This is a genomic window from Mesorhizobium sp. P3_B5, from assembly GCF_056402815.1.
Genome location: NZ_JBFUGR010000011.1, coordinates 118,134 through 134,332, shown reverse-complemented (window position 1 = coordinate 134,332; position 16,199 = coordinate 118,134). Strand labels below are relative to the sequence as shown.

15 protein-coding genes and 1 pseudogene are annotated in these 16,199 nt (G+C 63.3%); 8 read left to right on the top strand and 8 right to left on the bottom strand.

Going from position 1 to position 16,199, the window contains the following annotated elements; translation table 11 throughout:
• Genes AC1DVW_RS24065 through AC1DVW_RS24055 form a run of 3 tightly spaced genes read left to right on the top strand, consistent with a single transcriptional unit; the run spans position 1 to position 2,609 of the window.
• Positions 1-783, top strand: coding sequence for an ABC transporter permease (locus tag AC1DVW_RS24065; RefSeq protein ID WP_477248952.1), 783 nt, complete (start codon positions 1-3; stop codon positions 781-783).
• Positions 780-1,844 (top strand): ABC transporter ATP-binding protein, encoded by a 1,065-nt coding sequence (locus AC1DVW_RS24060; protein WP_477248953.1) that lies wholly within the window; start codon positions 780-782, stop codon positions 1,842-1,844. Before AC1DVW_RS24065 ends, AC1DVW_RS24060 begins: the two co-directional genes overlap by 4 nt.
• A gap of 3 nt (positions 1,845-1,847) precedes the next feature.
• Positions 1,848-2,609 (top strand): MBL fold metallo-hydrolase, encoded by a 762-nt coding sequence (locus AC1DVW_RS24055; protein WP_477248954.1) that lies wholly within the window; start codon positions 1,848-1,850, stop codon positions 2,607-2,609.
• Between the two features lie 144 nt (positions 2,610-2,753).
• Here the strand turns inward: AC1DVW_RS24055 and AC1DVW_RS24050 are convergent, their stop codons facing one another.
• Complete coding sequence (locus AC1DVW_RS24050) at positions 2,754-3,323, bottom strand: DUF2569 family protein (RefSeq protein WP_477326426.1); 570 nt, start codon at positions 3,321-3,323, stop codon at positions 2,754-2,756.
• A 113-nt stretch (positions 3,324-3,436) separates the two neighbouring features.
• Here AC1DVW_RS24050 and AC1DVW_RS24045 point away from each other — a divergent pair.
• A pseudogene (locus tag AC1DVW_RS24045) lies at positions 3,437-3,598 on the top strand (MBL fold metallo-hydrolase); the annotation flags it as partial.
• A 6-nt stretch (positions 3,599-3,604) separates the two neighbouring features.
• On the opposite strand, the gene AC1DVW_RS24040 reads toward AC1DVW_RS24045, so the two are convergent.
• The 6 genes from AC1DVW_RS24040 to AC1DVW_RS24015 form a co-directional block, all read right to left on the bottom strand.
• Positions 3,605-4,294, bottom strand: coding sequence for a TetR/AcrR family transcriptional regulator (locus AC1DVW_RS24040; protein ID WP_477326424.1), 690 nt, complete (start codon positions 4,292-4,294; stop codon positions 3,605-3,607).
• A 40-nt stretch (positions 4,295-4,334) separates the two neighbouring features.
• The gene (locus AC1DVW_RS24035; protein WP_477248958.1) at positions 4,335-5,762 is read right to left on the bottom strand and encodes an amidase; all 1,428 of its coding nucleotides are present in this window, start codon (positions 5,760-5,762) and stop codon (positions 4,335-4,337) included.
• A gap of 93 nt (positions 5,763-5,855) precedes the next feature.
• Positions 5,856-6,890, bottom strand: coding sequence for an extracellular solute-binding protein (locus AC1DVW_RS24030; RefSeq protein ID WP_477248960.1), 1,035 nt, complete (start codon positions 6,888-6,890; stop codon positions 5,856-5,858).
• Positions 6,891-6,929: 39 nt separating this feature from the next.
• Entirely contained in the window at positions 6,930-7,730 is an 801-nt protein-coding gene (locus tag AC1DVW_RS24025; protein ID WP_477248961.1) for an ABC transporter permease, read from the bottom strand.
• Positions 7,723-8,643 carry an ABC transporter permease gene (locus AC1DVW_RS24020; RefSeq protein ID WP_477248962.1) on the bottom strand — a complete coding sequence of 307 codons (921 nt, stop codon included), beginning with the start codon at positions 8,641-8,643 and terminating at the stop codon, positions 7,723-7,725. Before AC1DVW_RS24020 ends, AC1DVW_RS24025 begins: the two co-directional genes overlap by 8 nt.
• 5 nt (positions 8,644-8,648) lie before the next feature.
• Positions 8,649-9,740, bottom strand: coding sequence for an ABC transporter ATP-binding protein (locus tag AC1DVW_RS24015; protein WP_477326422.1), 1,092 nt, complete (start codon positions 9,738-9,740; stop codon positions 8,649-8,651).
• 235 nt (positions 9,741-9,975) lie between these two features.
• On the opposite strand from AC1DVW_RS24015, the gene AC1DVW_RS24010 reads away from it, so the two are divergent.
• Positions 9,976-11,871, top strand: a complete 1,896-nt coding sequence (locus AC1DVW_RS24010; RefSeq protein ID WP_477326420.1) for a caspase family protein — start codon at positions 9,976-9,978, stop codon at positions 11,869-11,871.
• Positions 11,868-13,139, top strand: a complete 1,272-nt coding sequence (locus tag AC1DVW_RS24005) for a CHAT domain-containing protein (protein ID WP_477326418.1) — start codon at positions 11,868-11,870, stop codon at positions 13,137-13,139. Before AC1DVW_RS24010 ends, AC1DVW_RS24005 begins: the two co-directional genes overlap by 4 nt.
• Before the next feature lie 27 nt (positions 13,140-13,166).
• Here the strand turns inward: AC1DVW_RS24005 and AC1DVW_RS24000 are convergent, their stop codons facing one another.
• Positions 13,167-13,331: a hypothetical protein gene (locus tag AC1DVW_RS24000; protein WP_477249108.1), complete on the bottom strand. Its 165-nt coding sequence runs from the start codon at positions 13,329-13,331 to the stop codon at positions 13,167-13,169.
• 257 nt (positions 13,332-13,588) lie between these two features.
• On the opposite strand from AC1DVW_RS24000, the gene AC1DVW_RS23995 reads away from it, so the two are divergent.
• Together AC1DVW_RS23995 and AC1DVW_RS23990 are read left to right on the top strand one after the other, a co-directional pair.
• Complete coding sequence (locus tag AC1DVW_RS23995) at positions 13,589-14,362, top strand: NAD kinase (protein ID WP_477248968.1); 774 nt, start codon at positions 13,589-13,591, stop codon at positions 14,360-14,362.
• Between the two features lie 192 nt (positions 14,363-14,554).
• Complete coding sequence (locus AC1DVW_RS23990) at positions 14,555-16,141, top strand: DEAD/DEAH box helicase (protein WP_477326416.1); 1,587 nt, start codon at positions 14,555-14,557, stop codon at positions 16,139-16,141.
• The last annotated feature ends 58 nt before the right edge of the window (positions 16,142-16,199 follow it).

Sequence of the window (16,199 nt, the reverse complement as noted above, 5' to 3'; positions counted from 1 at the left end):
ATGCGCAAGTTTGTCCGCATCGCCTCGTGGCTCTATGCGCTTGCCATCTACGGTTTCATCTTCCTGCCCGTGGTCGTGCTGGTGCTGTTCTCGCTGCAGGCGACCTCGTTTCCGATCCCGCCCTTCACCGGCCCGTCGCTGCGCTGGTACGACGCGGTTCTTTCCGACACGCGGCTGACCTCGGCGCTGGTCAATTCGCTGCTGGTGGCGTCCGTCTCCTCTTTTGTCGCCGTCACGCTCGGCTTCCTCTCCGCCTGGGGCTTTGCGCGCTTCACCCTGCCTTCCTCGGCCCTGCTGCGCGGGCTGATCACACTGCCGCTGACGGTCAGCTATCTCATCATCGGCATGGGCTTGCTGGTGCTGTTCAACTGGGCCGGCGTGCCGAAGTCGCTGCTCGCGGCCGGCATCGGCCATGTCGTGATCAACCTGCCACTCTGCTTTGCCATCATCTACAGCCAGATGGGCGACCATCAGATCAACATCGAGCGCGCCGCACGCGACCTCGGCGCACCGGAATGGAAGGTGCTGCTGCTGATCACCGTGCCGGTGATGGCGCCGGCCATCTTCGCCGGCTTCTTCCTGTCGATGACCTTCTCCTGGGACGAGTTCGTGATTTCCTTCCTGCTGACCCGTTTTGACACCACGCTGCCGGTCGAGATCTGGAACCTGTTGCGCTCCGGTCTCAATCCCAAAACCAATGCCGTCGGCTCGCTGGTCTTCGCCGTCTCCATCGTGCTGGTGGTGTTTTTTGAACTGACCTTGCTGCGGAGAAAGCCGGCATGACCGCACCCCTGGTCGACATTCGCGCCGTGTCACACCGCTTCGGCCAGCAGACGGTGCTGAAAAACGTCTCGCTGCAGATCGAACCCGGCAGCTACACCATCCTGCTCGGCCCCTCGGGCTCCGGCAAGACGACGCTGCTTTCCATTCTCGGCGGTTTCGTCACCCCGAGCGAGGGCAAAGTGTTCATCCGCGGCGAGGACTGCACCGCGGTGCCGCCGGCCAAGCGGCCGACGACTACGGTGTTCCAGGACTATGCGCTGTTTCCGCATATGAGCGTCGGCAGCAATGTCGGCTTCGGCCTGCGCATGCAGGGCGTCGATGGCACGACGCGAGCTGCGAAGGCGCGCGAGGCGCTGGCGCTGGTCGGGCTGGCTTCCGCCTTCGACAAGAAGCCGCACCAGCTGTCCGGCGGCCAGCGGCAGCGCGTGGCGCTGGCGCGCGCACTGGTCATCGAGCCGGCGGTGCTTTTGCTCGACGAGCCGCTTGGCGCGCTCGACCTCAAACTGCGCCGGCAGATGCAGGACGAACTGAAAGCGATCCAGAAGCGCGTCGGCACCGCCTTCATCCATGTCACCCACGACCAGGAAGAAGCGATGGCGCTGGCCGACCATTGCGTGGTGATGAATGACGGGCGCATCGAGGATGAAGGCCAGCCCGAGCGCGTCTATGCCCGCCCCGCGACACGCTTTTCCGCCACCTTCATGGGCGAAAGTACAATCCTTTCCGGCACAGTCACGGCGGCGACGGACAGGGCAAGCACGGTCGCGACGTCGGTTGGGCCGGTTTCACTGCCCGGCGCGTTGCCGCAGGGCTCGGCTGTTGCGCTCGCCATACGGCCGGAGCACCTTGTCCTCGGTGCAGCGGCAGGCAACGTCGCGCTCGGCTCTGCCAAGGTAAGCGACGTCGTGTTCCAGGGCAGCTTCAAGCGCGTGCTCGCGGTTTCCATCGAAGACCCCTCGCTGCAGTTCATCGCCAAACTTCCGGCCGCAGCCACCGTCCAGCCCGGCGACACGGTCGCGGTTTCATGCGACGCTGGCGACATCATTCTTTTGACAGACTGAGCGATGAGCACGCTTCCCATCATCGACGCGCCGAACTGGTACGAAACCATCCGCATGGGCGATGGTGTGACGCTGATCCACGAGCCATGGATCAAACCGTTCTTCCGCTGCAATATCTGGCATGTGCGCGGCCGCGACCGTGATCTGCTGTTCGACACCGGCCTCGGCCATTTCAGCCTCAGGCGTCACGTGCCGCTGGTGAGCGAGCAAAAGCTCATTTGCGTCGCCAGCCACACGCATTTCGACCATATCGGCTGCCATCACGAATTTCCCGATCGCTGCGTGCACCGCGCCGAGGCGAAAATCCTCGCCGATCCGCGCAACGAATGGACGGTCGCCGACCGCTATGCGAACGACGAGATGTTCGACGGCATGCCCGATGGTTGGGATACGGCGCGCTACCGCATCCTGCCGGCGCCGGCCGGCCGCTTGCTCGCGCAAGGCGATGTCGTCGACCTCGGCGACCGTACCTTCGAGGTGATCCACACGCCCGGCCATTCACCCGGCGGCATCGCGCTTTACGAAAACAGGACGGGCATCCTGTTATCCGGCGACATCATTTATGACGGTCCGCTGATCGACGATGTCTACCACTCTGTCGTCGACGACTATATCGCCACGCTGCTGCGCCTGCGTGATCTCGATGTCTCGGTCGTGCATGGCGGCCATTTTCCGAGCTTCGGCAAGGTGCGCTATCGCCAGCTGATTGATGAGTACCTGGAACAAAAGCGCCAAGCCGGCTGCCATCTCCTGCAATCCCGCTAAGCGGGATTTGCAGCTGCGGCAGCGCCCGCAGGGATCGCGCCCGCACCAGTTTTCTATCCGATGTGAGCCAAACGCCTTCGTGCGGCCGTCTCCCTTCCGCGAAGCGCTCGCGATTTGGCCGGCTGCGCCGTCCCGGTGGACCTTCTAGGAGAACGTCGCAGCGTGAGTGGCTGCCGTATCGCCACCGAACGTGTTCTTCACCCTGACCGACCTGTAGACGTAAGCGACCCAAATCCCGGTCAAAACAAATGACACAATAGGCGTGACCAGCGCATCTCCCGCAAGGATCTGGCTTATCGGAGCCCCGAGAGCGGCGGAAATCCACACAGTGTCGAGGACGAACACGACCGGGATTGCAATCCACTGCACGAGAAATAGCTGCTTGAAGCGGGGGCTGCGCCGAAACATGGCAATGAGAACAACCACTTGGAGCACCAGGAACGCTAACAACAGCGCGATCTCGCCATAAGCCGCCAAGGTCCCGTTGGGAAGCGTCATGAGTTTCTGATAGTCTTCCATCGATGAACTCAATTGGGCCAATGAGCGCAATGGCGACAACGTCTGGCCGATCGCCAGCAGCATCAGCCAGCCGCCAAAGCCCACAAGCGCCGCTGGATTCTGTGACGGCTTCGCGGCCGACCGAACGGCAAAGAAAACAGGCACGCCGATCAACAGCAGCAATATTGCCCAATGCCAGATAGAAAACGACCCCATTTACCCCTCCCCTGATACGCCTCAAAGTTGTAACAGCTTTCGCGCTCAACTCAAGGGGTTGTTGACGGCGAATAGCCTCCCGCTTGCATAAGATGGCTACTTTACTGCCTTCTCCTGACTATATCGCCACACTGCTGCGTATGCGCGACCTCGATATCTCGGTCGTGCATGGCGGCCATTTCACCAGCTTCGGCAAGGTGCGTTATCGCCAGCTGATCGACGAGTATCTCGCGCAGAAGCACCAGGCGGGCTGCCATTTGCGGCAGACCCTTTAAGCGGGATCAAGGCATCAATTCAAAGTGCCTGGGAAACGCCTGGTGCAGCAGGAGGAGCATGGTCTTGCGCAGCACGTTGGTGTCACGGCTGGACGGATTGAGATGGTCCCAGTACCAGGCGCCGTGAACCAGGTAATTCAGGCTCTCCGACAGGGTGTCTATGTCGACCCCGGTATAACCGCCGCTGCGCGATATCTCGATCAGCAGCTCGCGCGCCTCGGCGGTGTAGGCGAGATCGCTGGGCAAGCCGATTTCATTATAGATCTGCATGCTCTTGCGGTCGCTGGAGAACACGACGAAGACCGAAACCCAGTTCGGGTGCTGCCGGGCGAAACGCTGCGCGCAATCGACCGCGCCCAGGGCCCGCTCCGCCGCCGAAAGGCCTGGCGCCCGCACCAGCGTCACCCACAGCTCGTCGTAGCGATCGCTGAGATACTGCAGCACGGCGCGAAACAGGTTCTCCTTGCTGCGAAAGTGAAAGACCACCAGCGCGTTGGAGGAACCAACATGCTCGGCGATGCGCTGCATGGTGACGCTCGCCAGGCCTTCCTCGGCGATAAGTTCGATCGTGGCGTCGATGATGCGCTGAACGCTCGCTTCGCCGCGCTCGCGCCGGCGGTCCTTGGGGGCGGCATCGTTCGCCGACCCCTTGGTAGTTGCAGCCCTGTCCGCCGCGATTGCCTTGCGTTGCGCCATTTTCATCCAGCCTTTTCGACCTTGCGGCCCGCCTCAAATATCAAAGCGACGGGCGTGTCGCCGCACTCTCATACCATTGCCCCTGTGCCGTTTCATAGGCGAGAGCCGCCCGGAACACATCGGCGTCGCAATAGGTGCGACCGACGATCTGCAGGCCCGTCGGCACGCCATTTGCCGCCCTGCCCGATGGAATTGAGACTACGGGACAACGGCTCAGCATGTTGAACGGCGTCGTCATCACCCACCCAAGCGACGGGTTCACCTGCTTTCCGTTGATCGCCAGCGTTTCCCTGGTGTGGTCGAACTCCGCCGGCACGGCGGGAAGCGCGTTCGTCGGGCAGATCAGCACGTCATACTTTTCCAACAGCGGCCCCAGCGTCTCGTACATTTTGGCCGCCACCTCCAGCGTTCCGACGAAGTCGGCGGCCTTCGACTTTCGCCCGTCCTCGGCGAACTGCCTGGCATAGCTGGTCATGTCCTTGCCGTGCTCCTTGAGCAATTGCGACAGCGAGGCGCCGAACAGATGCTCCAGGTAAGCGATGCCGGCCTTCAGCACCTCGTCGCCCCAGCCAAGATCGACCTCCTCGACCGTGGCGCCGAGCGAGCGGAACACATCGCAGGCGGCAAGCGTGTTCTTGCGCACGTCGGCATCGACTTCAAAGGAGCCGAGGTCCATCGAGAAGGCAATCTTCCAGCCCTTGATCGGCTTGTAGTCGAGCGGCAGCCGCAGTTTCGGCCGCAGCGTGGCGATGTCGAGCGGGCTCGGTCCGGCCATGACGTTCTGCAGCAGGATCGCGTCCTTCACGTTCCGCGCCAGCGGCCCGATGTGGCAGTAGAAATCTAGGTTGAAGGGCGGCTCGTCCGGGTTGCGCCCATAAGGCGGCTTGAAGCCGACAAGACCGCAGGCCGACGCCGGAATGCGGATCGATCCGGCAATGTCCGAGCCGGTGGCGATCGAAGATGTGCCGGAGGCCAGCGTTGCCGCTGCACCGCCGGACGAACCGCCCGGGGTAAAATCCGGGTTCCATGGGTTGCGGGTAACGCCCCAGCGCTTCGACCAGGTAAAGCCGGCGCAGCTGAATTCGGGCGTTGCCGTGCGCGCATGCACGATGCCGCCCGCCTTGATGACGCGCTCGTTCATCGTCGACGTGTGACCGCCAATGGCGTCCTTGGTCAGCAGCGAGCCATGCGATGTCGGCTTGCCCTTGATGTAGCTCTCGTCCTTGATGCCGATCGGCAGGCCCTCGAGCGCGCCGGTCCGGGCGCCTTTGGCGTATTTCGCCTCGGCCTTTTTGGCCAGATCCATCGCCTCGTCGAAATGCTCGAAGGTGAAGCAGTTGATCGTCGCCTTCGTCGCCTCGGCGCGGTCGATGGTCGCCTGCATCAGTTCGACGGGCGACAGTGTCTTCGCCTTGAACTGCCGCAACGCCTCGCTGGCCGGGATATAGCAGAGGTCGAGATCGGTCATGAAGGTCTCCTGCGATCGCCAGATCGCCTTTTGGCTTGATGGTCGAGAGGGTGGCCGCGCCGCATGTCGCGGCGCGGAAAACAACGGATCGGGCTATTTCTGCAGGTCGGTCCAGATCTTGGTGTAAAGCGCCTGCACATCCGGCGGACAGGCCGCCATGAACTGGCCCTTGGCCGCGAATTCCGCGGGAACCTTCACTTCCGGCGCATCTTTCATGTCGGCCGGCATGAAGGCTTCTGAGCCCTTGATGCCGTTCGAATAGCGCGCGAAGGCCGAGATCAGTGCGGCATTCTCGGGATCCATGATGAAGTTCTGGAACAGCTTGGCATTCTCGACATTCTTGGCGTCCTTGAGGACCGCGACATTGTCCATCCAGATCGGATAACCCTCCTTGGGATAGCCATAGACGATCTTGTCGTTCTGCAGCCGCTGGCGCAGCGATATGCCGTTCCAGTTGACGCCGGCCGCGATGTCGCCCTTGCCCAGCCCGTCGACGGCACCGTAGTCGAAGGACAGCCATTTCGCCTTGGCCTCGACCAGCTTGTCGCGCACCTTCTTCAGCAGCACCTTGTCGTCGGTGCAGTACTGGCCGCCCTCATAGGCGATGGCGAGGAACATGACGTCCCCCATTTCGGGGACGACATTGATCTTGCCGACGAGTTCGGCCGGCGGGTCGAGGAATATCGCCGACGTATTCACGTCGCCGGAATAAACCGACTTGTTGACCGACACGCCGGTCGTTCCCCACTGCCACGGAACGGTGTATTTGCGGCCCGGATCAAAAGGCACATCGACCCATTTCGGGTCCATGTTCTTGAAGTTTTCCATTGTGTTGGGATCGGTCTCCAGCAGCAGACCTTCACTGATCCAGATCGGAACCACGCTGGCCGAAGGCACGACAATGTCGAAACCGGCGCCGCCCTGGCGGATCTTGGCGAGCGCGGTGTCGTTGGAATCGAAGTCGGTGACGGTAACCTTGACCTTGTAGGTCTGTTCGAACTTCTTGATCAGGTCCGGGCTGGTGTAGTTGCCCCAATTGTAGATGTTGAGCTCGCCATCGGCGCGGGCCATCCCGGTCATGGCCATCAGCGACAGCCCCAGAGCGGTCGCGGTCAGTTTCCAGTTCATGCACTTGCTCCCATTGTTGGGACCGGCGGCAATGCTGCCTCAGGTCCGTTTCCTGCTGACGAAAAAGAAAGCGGTGACGATGCCGATCGACAGCACGAGGAAGGCCGTCGAGATGGCGTTGATTTCCGGCGTCACGCCGCGCCGGAGCTGGCCGAGCATGTAGGTCGGCAGCGTGTCCTGGCCGCCCGATTTGACGAATTCGGTGATGACGACGTCGTCCAGCGAGACGACGAAGGCGAGCATCAGCCCGGCGAGGATGCCGGGCCACAGCAGCGGCAAGGTCACGTGCCGGAAGGTCTGCCATCTGGTCGCGTAGAGATCGGCCGCCGCCCTTTCGAGCGACAGATCCATGCTTTCCAGCCGCGCCCGGATCGGCAGAAAGGCGAAGGGAATGCAGAAGGCGGTGTGCGCGGCGATGAGGTAGCCGAGACCCGAATAACCGGTCCAGATCTTGATGCGTGAAAACACGATCAGCAGCGCCACCGCGGTGACGATCTCCGGCACCATCAGCGGCTGGTTGATGAAGGCGTATTTGAAGGTCAGCCCGCGATAGGGCTTGGTCCGCGTCGTCGCCAGCGCCGCCATCGTCGCGCAGATCGTCGCCAGCACGGCGGCGACGGCGGCGATCTGGGCCGAGCGGATCGACGATTCGATGACCAGCGAGTTGTTCCAGGCGACGTGGAACCAGCGCAGCGAAAAGCCCTTCCAGATCGCGAGCGATTCGTTGTCGTTGAAGGCGTAGGCCACCAGCGTGGCGATCGGCAGATAGAGCAGGAAGAAGCACAGCATCGCCATCGAGGCAAAGCCGGTCTGCCGCCGGACGTCGAAGCGGTCAGCCATGGCTGCCATCCGATCTGGTTGTGTTGCGGACGTAGAACAGCAGCGCGACCATGACGATCGCCATCAGAGTGATCGACAGCGCCGCGCCCAGCGGCCAGTTTCGGCCCTGGCCGAATTGCAGCTCGATCAGGTTGCCGATCATCAGATTGGTGCCGCCGCCCAGCACGCGCGGCGTCACATAGGCGCCAAGCGACGGGATGAAGACGAGGATCGAGCCGGCGACCATGCCCGGCGTGACCAATGGCACGATGATGCGCCGCAGCACCTGGAACCGCGTCGCGTAGAGATCGTAACCCGCCTCTACCAGCCGAAAGTCGATCTTCTCCATGCTGGCATAGAGCGGCAGCACCATCAGCGGCAGGAACACATAGACCATGCCGAGCAGCACGGCGAAATTCGTATACATCAGTTGGATCGGGTGGTCGGTAATCCCGAGCCACTGCAGCACCCAGTTGATGAGGCCGTCATTGCGCAGCACCTCCTGCATGGCGAAGGTGCGGATCAGCAGGTTGGTCCAGAACGGGATCGTGATCAGGAACAGCCAGATGTCGCGCCGGTGTTCCGGCCGCGTGGCGATGAAATAGGCGGTCGGGAAGCCAAAAATCAGGGTCAGCCCAGTGGTTGCCAGCGACAGCGAGACCGAGCGCCAGAAGATCGACAGATGCGCACCGGCAAGCGACAGCGTGTCGTCGAAAACATCGCGCTCGAGCAGCACGCTCACCCAGGCGCCGGCCGAGAACTGCCACTTCACGTCGCCGTAATTGCCGGGCGTCAGGAAGGAATAGATGACCACGATCAGCAGCGGCCCGACGGCCGCGAGGAAGACGATCAGCAGCGCCGGGGCGGACAGCAGCCAGCGCGACCGGATATCGTCGCGCTCGGCCTTGTCGGCGACCTCTTTCGCGCTCGCCATCGGCCCTAGTCCTTCAACAACTGGGCGGCGTCGTCGCCGATTGAAATGCCGACCTTGCCGCCAGTCTCGAAGCCGCAACTGGCGCTGCGCGAATTCTGCTGGCGCACGATGAAGGCTTCGCCGCCATCCAGCCGGACATGGATATGCGTGTCGGTGCCGAAATAGACGATGGTCTCGATCGTGCCGGCGAGGTCGCCGGGGCCTTTGACGAGCTTGGCATGTTCGGGCCGCACCATCAGCGTTGCCTTGCTGCCCGGCTGAAAGTCCCTGGCGGTGGTTGCGCAGATCCTCGCGCCCGAACTCAAGACGATCCGCGCATGGCCGTTCCCTGCACTCTCGATCGTACCGGTCAAGAAGTTCGTCTCGCCGATGAAATCGGCGACGAAACGCTCGGCTGGATGGTCGTAGATGTCCCATGGCGTGCCGACCTGCAGGATGTTGCCCGACGACATCACCGCGATGCGGTCCGACATGGTCAGCGCCTCTTCCTGGTCGTGGGTTACGAAGATGAAGGTGATGCCGGTCTCGTGCTGCAACCGCTTCAGCTCGATCTGCATCTCCTTGCGCAGTTTGTAGTCGAGCGCCGAGAGCGGTTCGTCGAGCAGCAGCACTTTTGGCTGCGGCGCCAGCGCCCGGGCCAGCGCCACGCGCTGCTGCTGGCCGCCGGAGATCTGGCTGGTGCGCCGGTTCTTCAGCTCCTGCATGTGGACGAGCTTCAGCATCGCCTCGACGCGCGCCTCGATCTCGGCCTTCGGTCTGCCCAGCATCTTCAGGCCAAAGCCGATGTTTTCGGCCACCGTCATGTGCGGGAACAGCGCATAGGACTGGAACACGGTGTTGACCGGCCGCTTGAACGGCGGCAGCGGCGCAATGTCCTGGCCATGGAGCAGGATTTCGCCGTCGGTCGGATAGTCGAAGCCGGCGATCAGCCTGAGCAGCGTCGTCTTTCCGCAGCCGGACGGGCCAAGCAGCGTGAAGAATTCATTTTCACGGATCGAGACGGAGACATTGTCGAGCGCCTTGACGGCGTCGTGGCCGGTTCCCTGAAAAATCCTGGTGACGCCCTTCGCCTCAACGGCTGACCGGTTGGCTGTCAAGATATTCCCCTTTTTTCGGTGGCCATTCACCGGCAAACGCCGGCTGGCCAACTCGTCCTCGGCATCAGGAATAACTATGACTAACTATACAGTCAACTTCCTTTTACGGAATGCCGCTTGCCCCTGGATTGCGCCGGGACCCCACGCCTGAGGGCACCCTGCCGCCGTCAGAGTGGACGTTCGATGCCGATGCGCCGGTGATCCCGTCATGGTATGGTCACGGACGAGGCCACTGATGAATTGGGGCAAGCCTTGGCGTCATCGCCGCGGCTTGCAGGTCTGGGTCGGGTTCATGCGCCTTCTGGCGGCTGCGCTGCTGATGACCATGGCGCTCCTTTCCGCCGCGCGCGGCGAGGAGCGCATCGCGTTGGTGGTCGCCAACCCTGCCTATGACGGCGCGCCGTCCATCGCCAACGCCGAACTCAGTGCCGAACTCGTCGCAACGAGCCTGCGGTCGCTTGGGTTCAGCGTCCAGCAAGTGTCCGACGGCGATCGCGCCGATGTGGCGCACGCCATGTATGATTTTGCCAAGTCGCTGGCCAGCGCCGATTCCGTCGGCATCTTCTACTATGTCGGTCATACGGCTCAGGCCAACGGCCGCAACTATATGCTGACACGCGGCGCGCGGACCGATTCAAAGGAAACCGTCGACCAGACGGCATTGCCTCTCGACCTGTTTCTGCAAGCGCTCGAGGCAACGCCGACATTCAAGCTGGTTTTTCTGGACAATCCCGGCGACGGAGACAATCCGACGCCGGGCGTGATGCAAGGGCTAGCGGCGATCGATCCGCCGTCCAACGCCATCGTCACCTTTTCCGCCAAGCCGGGAAGCGTCGCGCTGAACGAAGCCAAACCGGTCACGGTGTTTGCCGATGCGCTGACGGCCGCGCTGACCAGGCGGGACATGACGATCGGCGCCATGCTCGCTTCGGTCACGGAAACGGTTGCCAACAAGACACTCGCAGCTCAGGGGCCGTGGGTGGCCTATGGTCTTGCTGCCGACGGCCAATTTGTGCTGACGCCGGACCGGTCGGTCGCCGCCGCACCGACCGAGACACCGCCGGCACCCCTCGATGCGCTGCCGGCGCCCGAGCCCGAGCCGGTACCGCCGATGCAGAGCTGGTCCAGCGGCAGTGGGGGCAGCGACATTTCCGGAAGTGATGGTTCTGGCCCCGCCGATAGCGACTCCGGCTTCCTCAATTTCGATGGCAGAAACCAGGAGTCCCATCCGCCGATGGACGTTGCGCCGGGCTCCGGCAATCCCGACGCCTGGACGGGAAACAGCGCCGACGAGGCTGCCCAATACGAGGAATACAAACGCCAGGAGCAGCAGCGCCAGCAGGCTCGACAACAGTACGAAGCGCAAAAGAAATATCAGGAAGACGCGGGCAAGGCCGCAGCCGCGGCGCAGAACGATCTTGGCGGCGCCTATCGGGAGGACGGCGAAGCCGGCAGCATGGAGCCCACCCCGCCACCGGAAGCGCAGTCAAGTGCCGAGCCACCCCCGCCACCGCCCGAATCGGCCACGGCTGAAGAGCCACCTGCCTCTGACACGGCGACATCCGAAGACCCTTCGGCATTGCCGCCTGCCCCGTCGCCGGCGCCCGCCCCACCGCCTGTCATTGTACCGCTTTCTCCATTGCCCGATTTGCCGTCGGCGGCCGAGGCGCCTTCAGCGCCGCTGCCGGAGGCACCTCCCGGGATGGTGTCTCCACCCGTCGACAACAATGCAGTCGAAGTGGTGCGCCATCCCTCCATCGACGCGCCGGACGAAGTCGTCGCCGGCGAAACGGTGACGGTTTCCATTGCGCTGACCGAGGAGCAATTGACGCCCGAGGTGAAGGTCAAGGCGGCGCCCGGTTCGTCGGCGACGCCAGACGGCGCCCTGGCCATGGCGATGCCGGCCGGAACCGATTCCTGGCCGATCGATATCGATCTCTTCGCCAGCGGTTTCGATCTTGTCGATGGCGGCAAATGGAGCCGGCAGACGACGCTCTATCGCGAGGGCGACAGCGATTTTGTCCGCTTCGACCTGAAGGCGCGGCCGATCGCAGGGATAGCAAGCCGGCACAATTCATCGCCCGCATCTACAGCGCCGGCCGTTTTCTTGGCTCCGCCTCGCGGCCGGTGATCATCAAGCGCTTGCAGCCGGTGGCACCGTCAGTCGAAGCCACCGCCGACACAGCTCCTCCGGTCATGCTGCTGGCCTCAACCCCGCCACAACCGGCGGTGACCGGCAAGCTCGAACTCGGCGGCGGTAGCATGGATGACGTGCCCGACCTCGACGTGACCATTCTCTATGACGATCCGAGCGGCCTGGGCGCCGGGCAGATCATCATCCATTCGCCGCATCTGGCCGGCCCGATCACCGATACATTCTCGACCCCACCGGAAATGGCGGCGTGGCTGGACTCTGAATACCGCGTGCTGCTGCAGCTGGGATTGAGCCTGCGCAGTGCTGTCTCGCTGCAACAGCCCGCCGCAAGCAGCGACCCGGACGCACAAAAGCGCTTTGTCACGCTGGCCGCCGAAGGCTTTGGCGACGCACTCTACCGGGACTATGTGCCAAAAGCCTTCAAGGACGTGTTCTGGTCGTTGCGCGACAAGGGCGAACTGCATTCGATCCAGATCACCTCGAACAGCCCGACGCTGCCATGGGAACTGATCCGCCCGCAAAGCGGAGATGGCGCAACCCGGGACGGCTTTCTCGGCATGAGCTACCGGCTGGCCCGCTGGGCGCCGCGCAGCATTTCCTCGCAGGTCGACAATCCGCTCGATCGCATGGCCTTCACCGGCGTCGCGGCTGTCGCTCCCTCCTATGTCGACAAGCAGTCGCTGCCGTTCCAGCAGGTCGAGATCGACGCGCTGAGCAAGCTCGCCGGCTATCGCCGCTTCGACGGCGATTTCGTCTCCTTCGAAAAACTGGTCGGCGAGGTCTCGACCGGGTTTATCCATTTTTCCGGCCACGGCGAGGTCAACCAGCCGAGCAGCGGCCGGCCGGTTTTCGCCATCGACCTCGTCGACCAGTCTCTCGATCCGGACACATGGCGCGCGCTGGTCACCGCCGCACACGGCAAGGGCAACCCGTTCTACTTCTTCAACGCCTGCGACACCGGCCGCTCGCAAATGCTCGGCGGCTTCGTGCAAGGCTGGGGTCCGGCGGTGCTGGGGGGCGGCGCGTCCGGCTTCATCGGCGGCATGTGGCCGCTGACCGACCGTGCGGCCGCAGCCTTCTCGACCAGCTTCTATGGCGACATCACCACCCAACTCAAGGACGGGCCGGTCTATCTGGCCGAAGTGCTGCAAGGCGTGCGCAAGCGGTTCTACGAAACCGGCGACCCGACCTACCTGGCCTATACTTTCTACGGCAACGCCAATCTTCAGGTCGTCACGCAGTAGACGTGGAAATGGCCGGGAAAGCTCGCCTCACAGCGCCCGTTGCGGGCACGGCGTTCCGATGGTGTCATCGCAGCGCGAGGCCATGGGGTGCGATCTGAGGCTCATGCCCTCCGACTGGCGCACCAGTTCGGCAAAGACAAGGGCAAAACTTCCCAGCATCAGGACGACAATGATCAGGCGTGTCACCGGCAATAGACAGGTCTCGACTGGCTAGCCCCCCAGCCACCCATCCTCTGCCGGCTAACATGACCGCTCGGGCTTTACGAGTGTTTAAGCTCGGTCTTAACCATCACATTCGCCTTACCCGCGACACGAACCGCGAGCCGCTGGCTGGCATTTTCGCCCCGGTGCTGCGTTGCCGTGCGGGACAACACCTCCCTTTGCAGAAATGCCCGCCCATGCTACCCCGCGCTGGCGCGGCCCAAGCAACCGGTCGCCATCCGGGAGCCATGAGCAAAGCCGCCAGCCGTTTCGCCTTCGTCTCGTCCGATACAGCCGACGCCAAGGCAGCGCTGGAAAGCCTGTCGGCGCGTTATGGCCACACATCCAACGGGGATGCCGACGTCATCGTGGCGCTCGGCGGCGACGGTTTTCTGCTGCAAACGCTGCGCGATACGATGGGCACGGGCAAGAAGGTCTACGGCATGAACCGTGGCACCATCGGCTTCCTCATGAACGAATACCGCGTCGGCGGCCTGGCCGAGCGCATCGCCGCTGCGGTCGCCGAAACGATCCGTCCGCTGGAGATGCTGGCGGTGACGCATGAGGGCGAAACGGTTTCAGCGCTGGCCATCAACGAGGTGGCACTGTGGCGCCAGTCCTACCAGACGGCAAAGATCCGCATCACCGTGGACGAGCAGGAGCGGCTGGCGGAATTGAACTGCGACGGCGTGATGATTGCGACGCCGGCGGGCTCTACCGCCTACAATCTATCCGCGCACGGGCCAATCCTGCCGCTCGACGCGCCGCTGCTGGCGCTGACCCCGGTCAGCCCGTTCCGCCCACGCCGCTGGCGCGGTGCGCTGCTCTCCAACAAGGCGACCGTGCGCTTCGACATACTGGAGCCGGAAAAACGGCCGGTGAACGCCGCCGCCGACCACACCGAGGTCAAGGCGGTGGCCTCGGTCACGGTCCGGGAATCGCCGACGGCGACGGCAACGCTGCTGTTTGATCCCAACCATTCGTGGAACGAGCGCATTCTCGCCGAGCAGTTTCGCTACTGAGCCGGCGCAACGACCGGCAGCAGGATTAAGCATCGCGATTAAGGTTACAACTTCACAATCGTGCCTTTCCCGCCCGTTTCTGTTGACAAATCGCGGGCTTGCGCCTAATCGCAATACCAATCTTGCAGGCGCGTGGCGCTTGCCGCGACGGATGCCGTTGCGCTTCCCCGAACCAGCCAAAGACAACAACACTTGTCCTCAGACACAACGACCGCTCAAGAAGCGTTGACCTTCGCAGACCTCGGCCTGTCGCCGAAGGTCCTTTCCGCAGTCACCGATGCCGGCTACACCGAGCCGACGCCGATTCAGGCTGGCGCCATCCCGCATGCCTTGCTCGGCAAGGACATTCTGGGCATCGCCCAGACCGGCACCGGCAAGACGGCTTCCTTCGTGCTGCCGATGCTGACCCGCCTTGAAAAAGGCCGGGCCCGCGCTCGCATGCCGCGCACGCTGATTCTGGAGCCGACGCGCGAGCTTGCCGCGCAGGTCGAAGAAAATTTCATCAGATACGGCAAGAACCACAAGCTCAACATCGCCCTGCTGATCGGCGGCGTGTCGTTCGACGAGCAGGACAAGAAGCTGGAGCGTGGCGCCGACGTGCTGATCGCGACACCCGGCCGCCTGCTCGACCATCGCGAGCGCGGCAAGCTGTTGCTCAACGGCGTCGAGATCCTCGTCATCGACGAGGCCGACCGCATGCTCGACATGGGCTTCATCCCCGACATCGAACGTATCTGCGAGATGATCCCGTTCACCAGGCAGACGCTGTTCTTCTCGGCGACGATGCCGCCCGAAATCACCAAGCTCACCGAAAAGTTCCTGCACGCGCCGATCCGCGTCGAGGTTTCTAAGGCCGCATCCGCCGCCACCAACATCATCCAGCGGCTGGTCAAGTCGGGCTCGAAGCCGTGGGACAAGCGCGAGACGCTGCGCAATTTGATGAAGGCCGAGGACGAAGGGCTGAAGAACGCCATCATCTTCTGCAACCGCAAGGTCGAGGTCTCGGAGCTGTTCCGCTCGCTGTTGAAGTATGATTTCGATGCCGGCGCCTTGCATGGCGACATGGACCAGCGCGCCCGCATGCAGATGCTGGCCAATTTCCGTGACGGCAAGCTGCGCTACCTCGTCGCTTCGGACGTCGCGGCGCGCGGTCTCGACATCCCCGATGTCAGCCATGTCTTCAACTACGATGTGCCGATCCATGCCGAGGACTATGTCCACCGCATCGGCCGTACCGGCCGCGCCGGCCGCTCGGGCAAGTCCTTCACCATCGCCACCAAGTCGGACACCAAATACATCGACGCCATCGAACGGCTGATCGGCAACAAGATCGAATGGCATGATGGCGACCTGTCGACGGTCGTCGCCAGCGAGGGCGGTGAGGACGATGCTCCCCGCCGTGGCCGCGGCGCGCCGCGCCGCGCCGGCCGCAAGGACGATGACCGCAAGCAGCGCGGCGAGCGCAAACCACGCGAGCGCCACGCCAAGCCTGCCGAAGAATCGGCACCGCAAGCAGCACTCGAGGACGTGCCGGTCGTGGCCGAGGCCGCGGTCGCCGATATTGGCGAGCGGCGGGCGCGCAAGGAATCGATCCGTTCCGAGAACACCGAACGCAAGGCTTCCGATCGCAACGAGCAGCGCGCACCGGAACGCGGCGACACCAGGCCGCAGCGCGATAACACCAGCCGCCCTGCCCGCCACCGCCAGGAAGACAACGACTCGACCGTCGGCTTCGGCGACGACATGCCGGCCTTCATGCGGATCGTCGCCAAGGTCTGATCCCCGACCGCCTTCGAAGGCAAGCCGGCCATCCGGCTTGCCTTCTCGGCAAAACCTC

Excerpts from the sequence above, each read along its gene's own strand:
- AC1DVW_RS24065 (WP_477248952.1), top strand. The coding sequence starts at position 1 with ATGCGCAAGTTTGTCCGCATCGCCTCGTGGCTCTATGCGCTTGCCATC.
- AC1DVW_RS24060 (WP_477248953.1), top strand. The coding sequence starts at position 780 with ATGACCGCACCCCTGGTCGACATTCGCGCCGTGTCACACCGCTTCGGC.
- AC1DVW_RS24055 (WP_477248954.1), top strand. The coding sequence starts at position 1,848 with ATGAGCACGCTTCCCATCATCGACGCGCCGAACTGGTACGAAACCATC.
- AC1DVW_RS24050 (WP_477326426.1), bottom strand. The coding sequence starts at position 3,323 with ATGGGGTCGTTTTCTATCTGGCATTGGGCAATATTGCTGCTGTTGATC.
- AC1DVW_RS24040 (WP_477326424.1), bottom strand. The coding sequence starts at position 4,294 with ATGGCGCAACGCAAGGCAATCGCGGCGGACAGGGCTGCAACTACCAAG.
- AC1DVW_RS24035 (WP_477248958.1), bottom strand. The coding sequence starts at position 5,762 with ATGACCGATCTCGACCTCTGCTATATCCCGGCCAGCGAGGCGTTGCGG.
- AC1DVW_RS24030 (WP_477248960.1), bottom strand. The coding sequence starts at position 6,890 with ATGAACTGGAAACTGACCGCGACCGCTCTGGGGCTGTCGCTGATGGCC.
- AC1DVW_RS24025 (WP_477248961.1), bottom strand. The coding sequence starts at position 7,730 with ATGGCTGACCGCTTCGACGTCCGGCGGCAGACCGGCTTTGCCTCGATG.
- AC1DVW_RS24020 (WP_477248962.1), bottom strand. The coding sequence starts at position 8,643 with ATGGCGAGCGCGAAAGAGGTCGCCGACAAGGCCGAGCGCGACGATATC.
- AC1DVW_RS24010 (WP_477326420.1), top strand. The coding sequence starts at position 9,976 with ATGAATTGGGGCAAGCCTTGGCGTCATCGCCGCGGCTTGCAGGTCTGG.
- AC1DVW_RS23995 (WP_477248968.1), top strand. The coding sequence starts at position 13,589 with ATGAGCAAAGCCGCCAGCCGTTTCGCCTTCGTCTCGTCCGATACAGCC.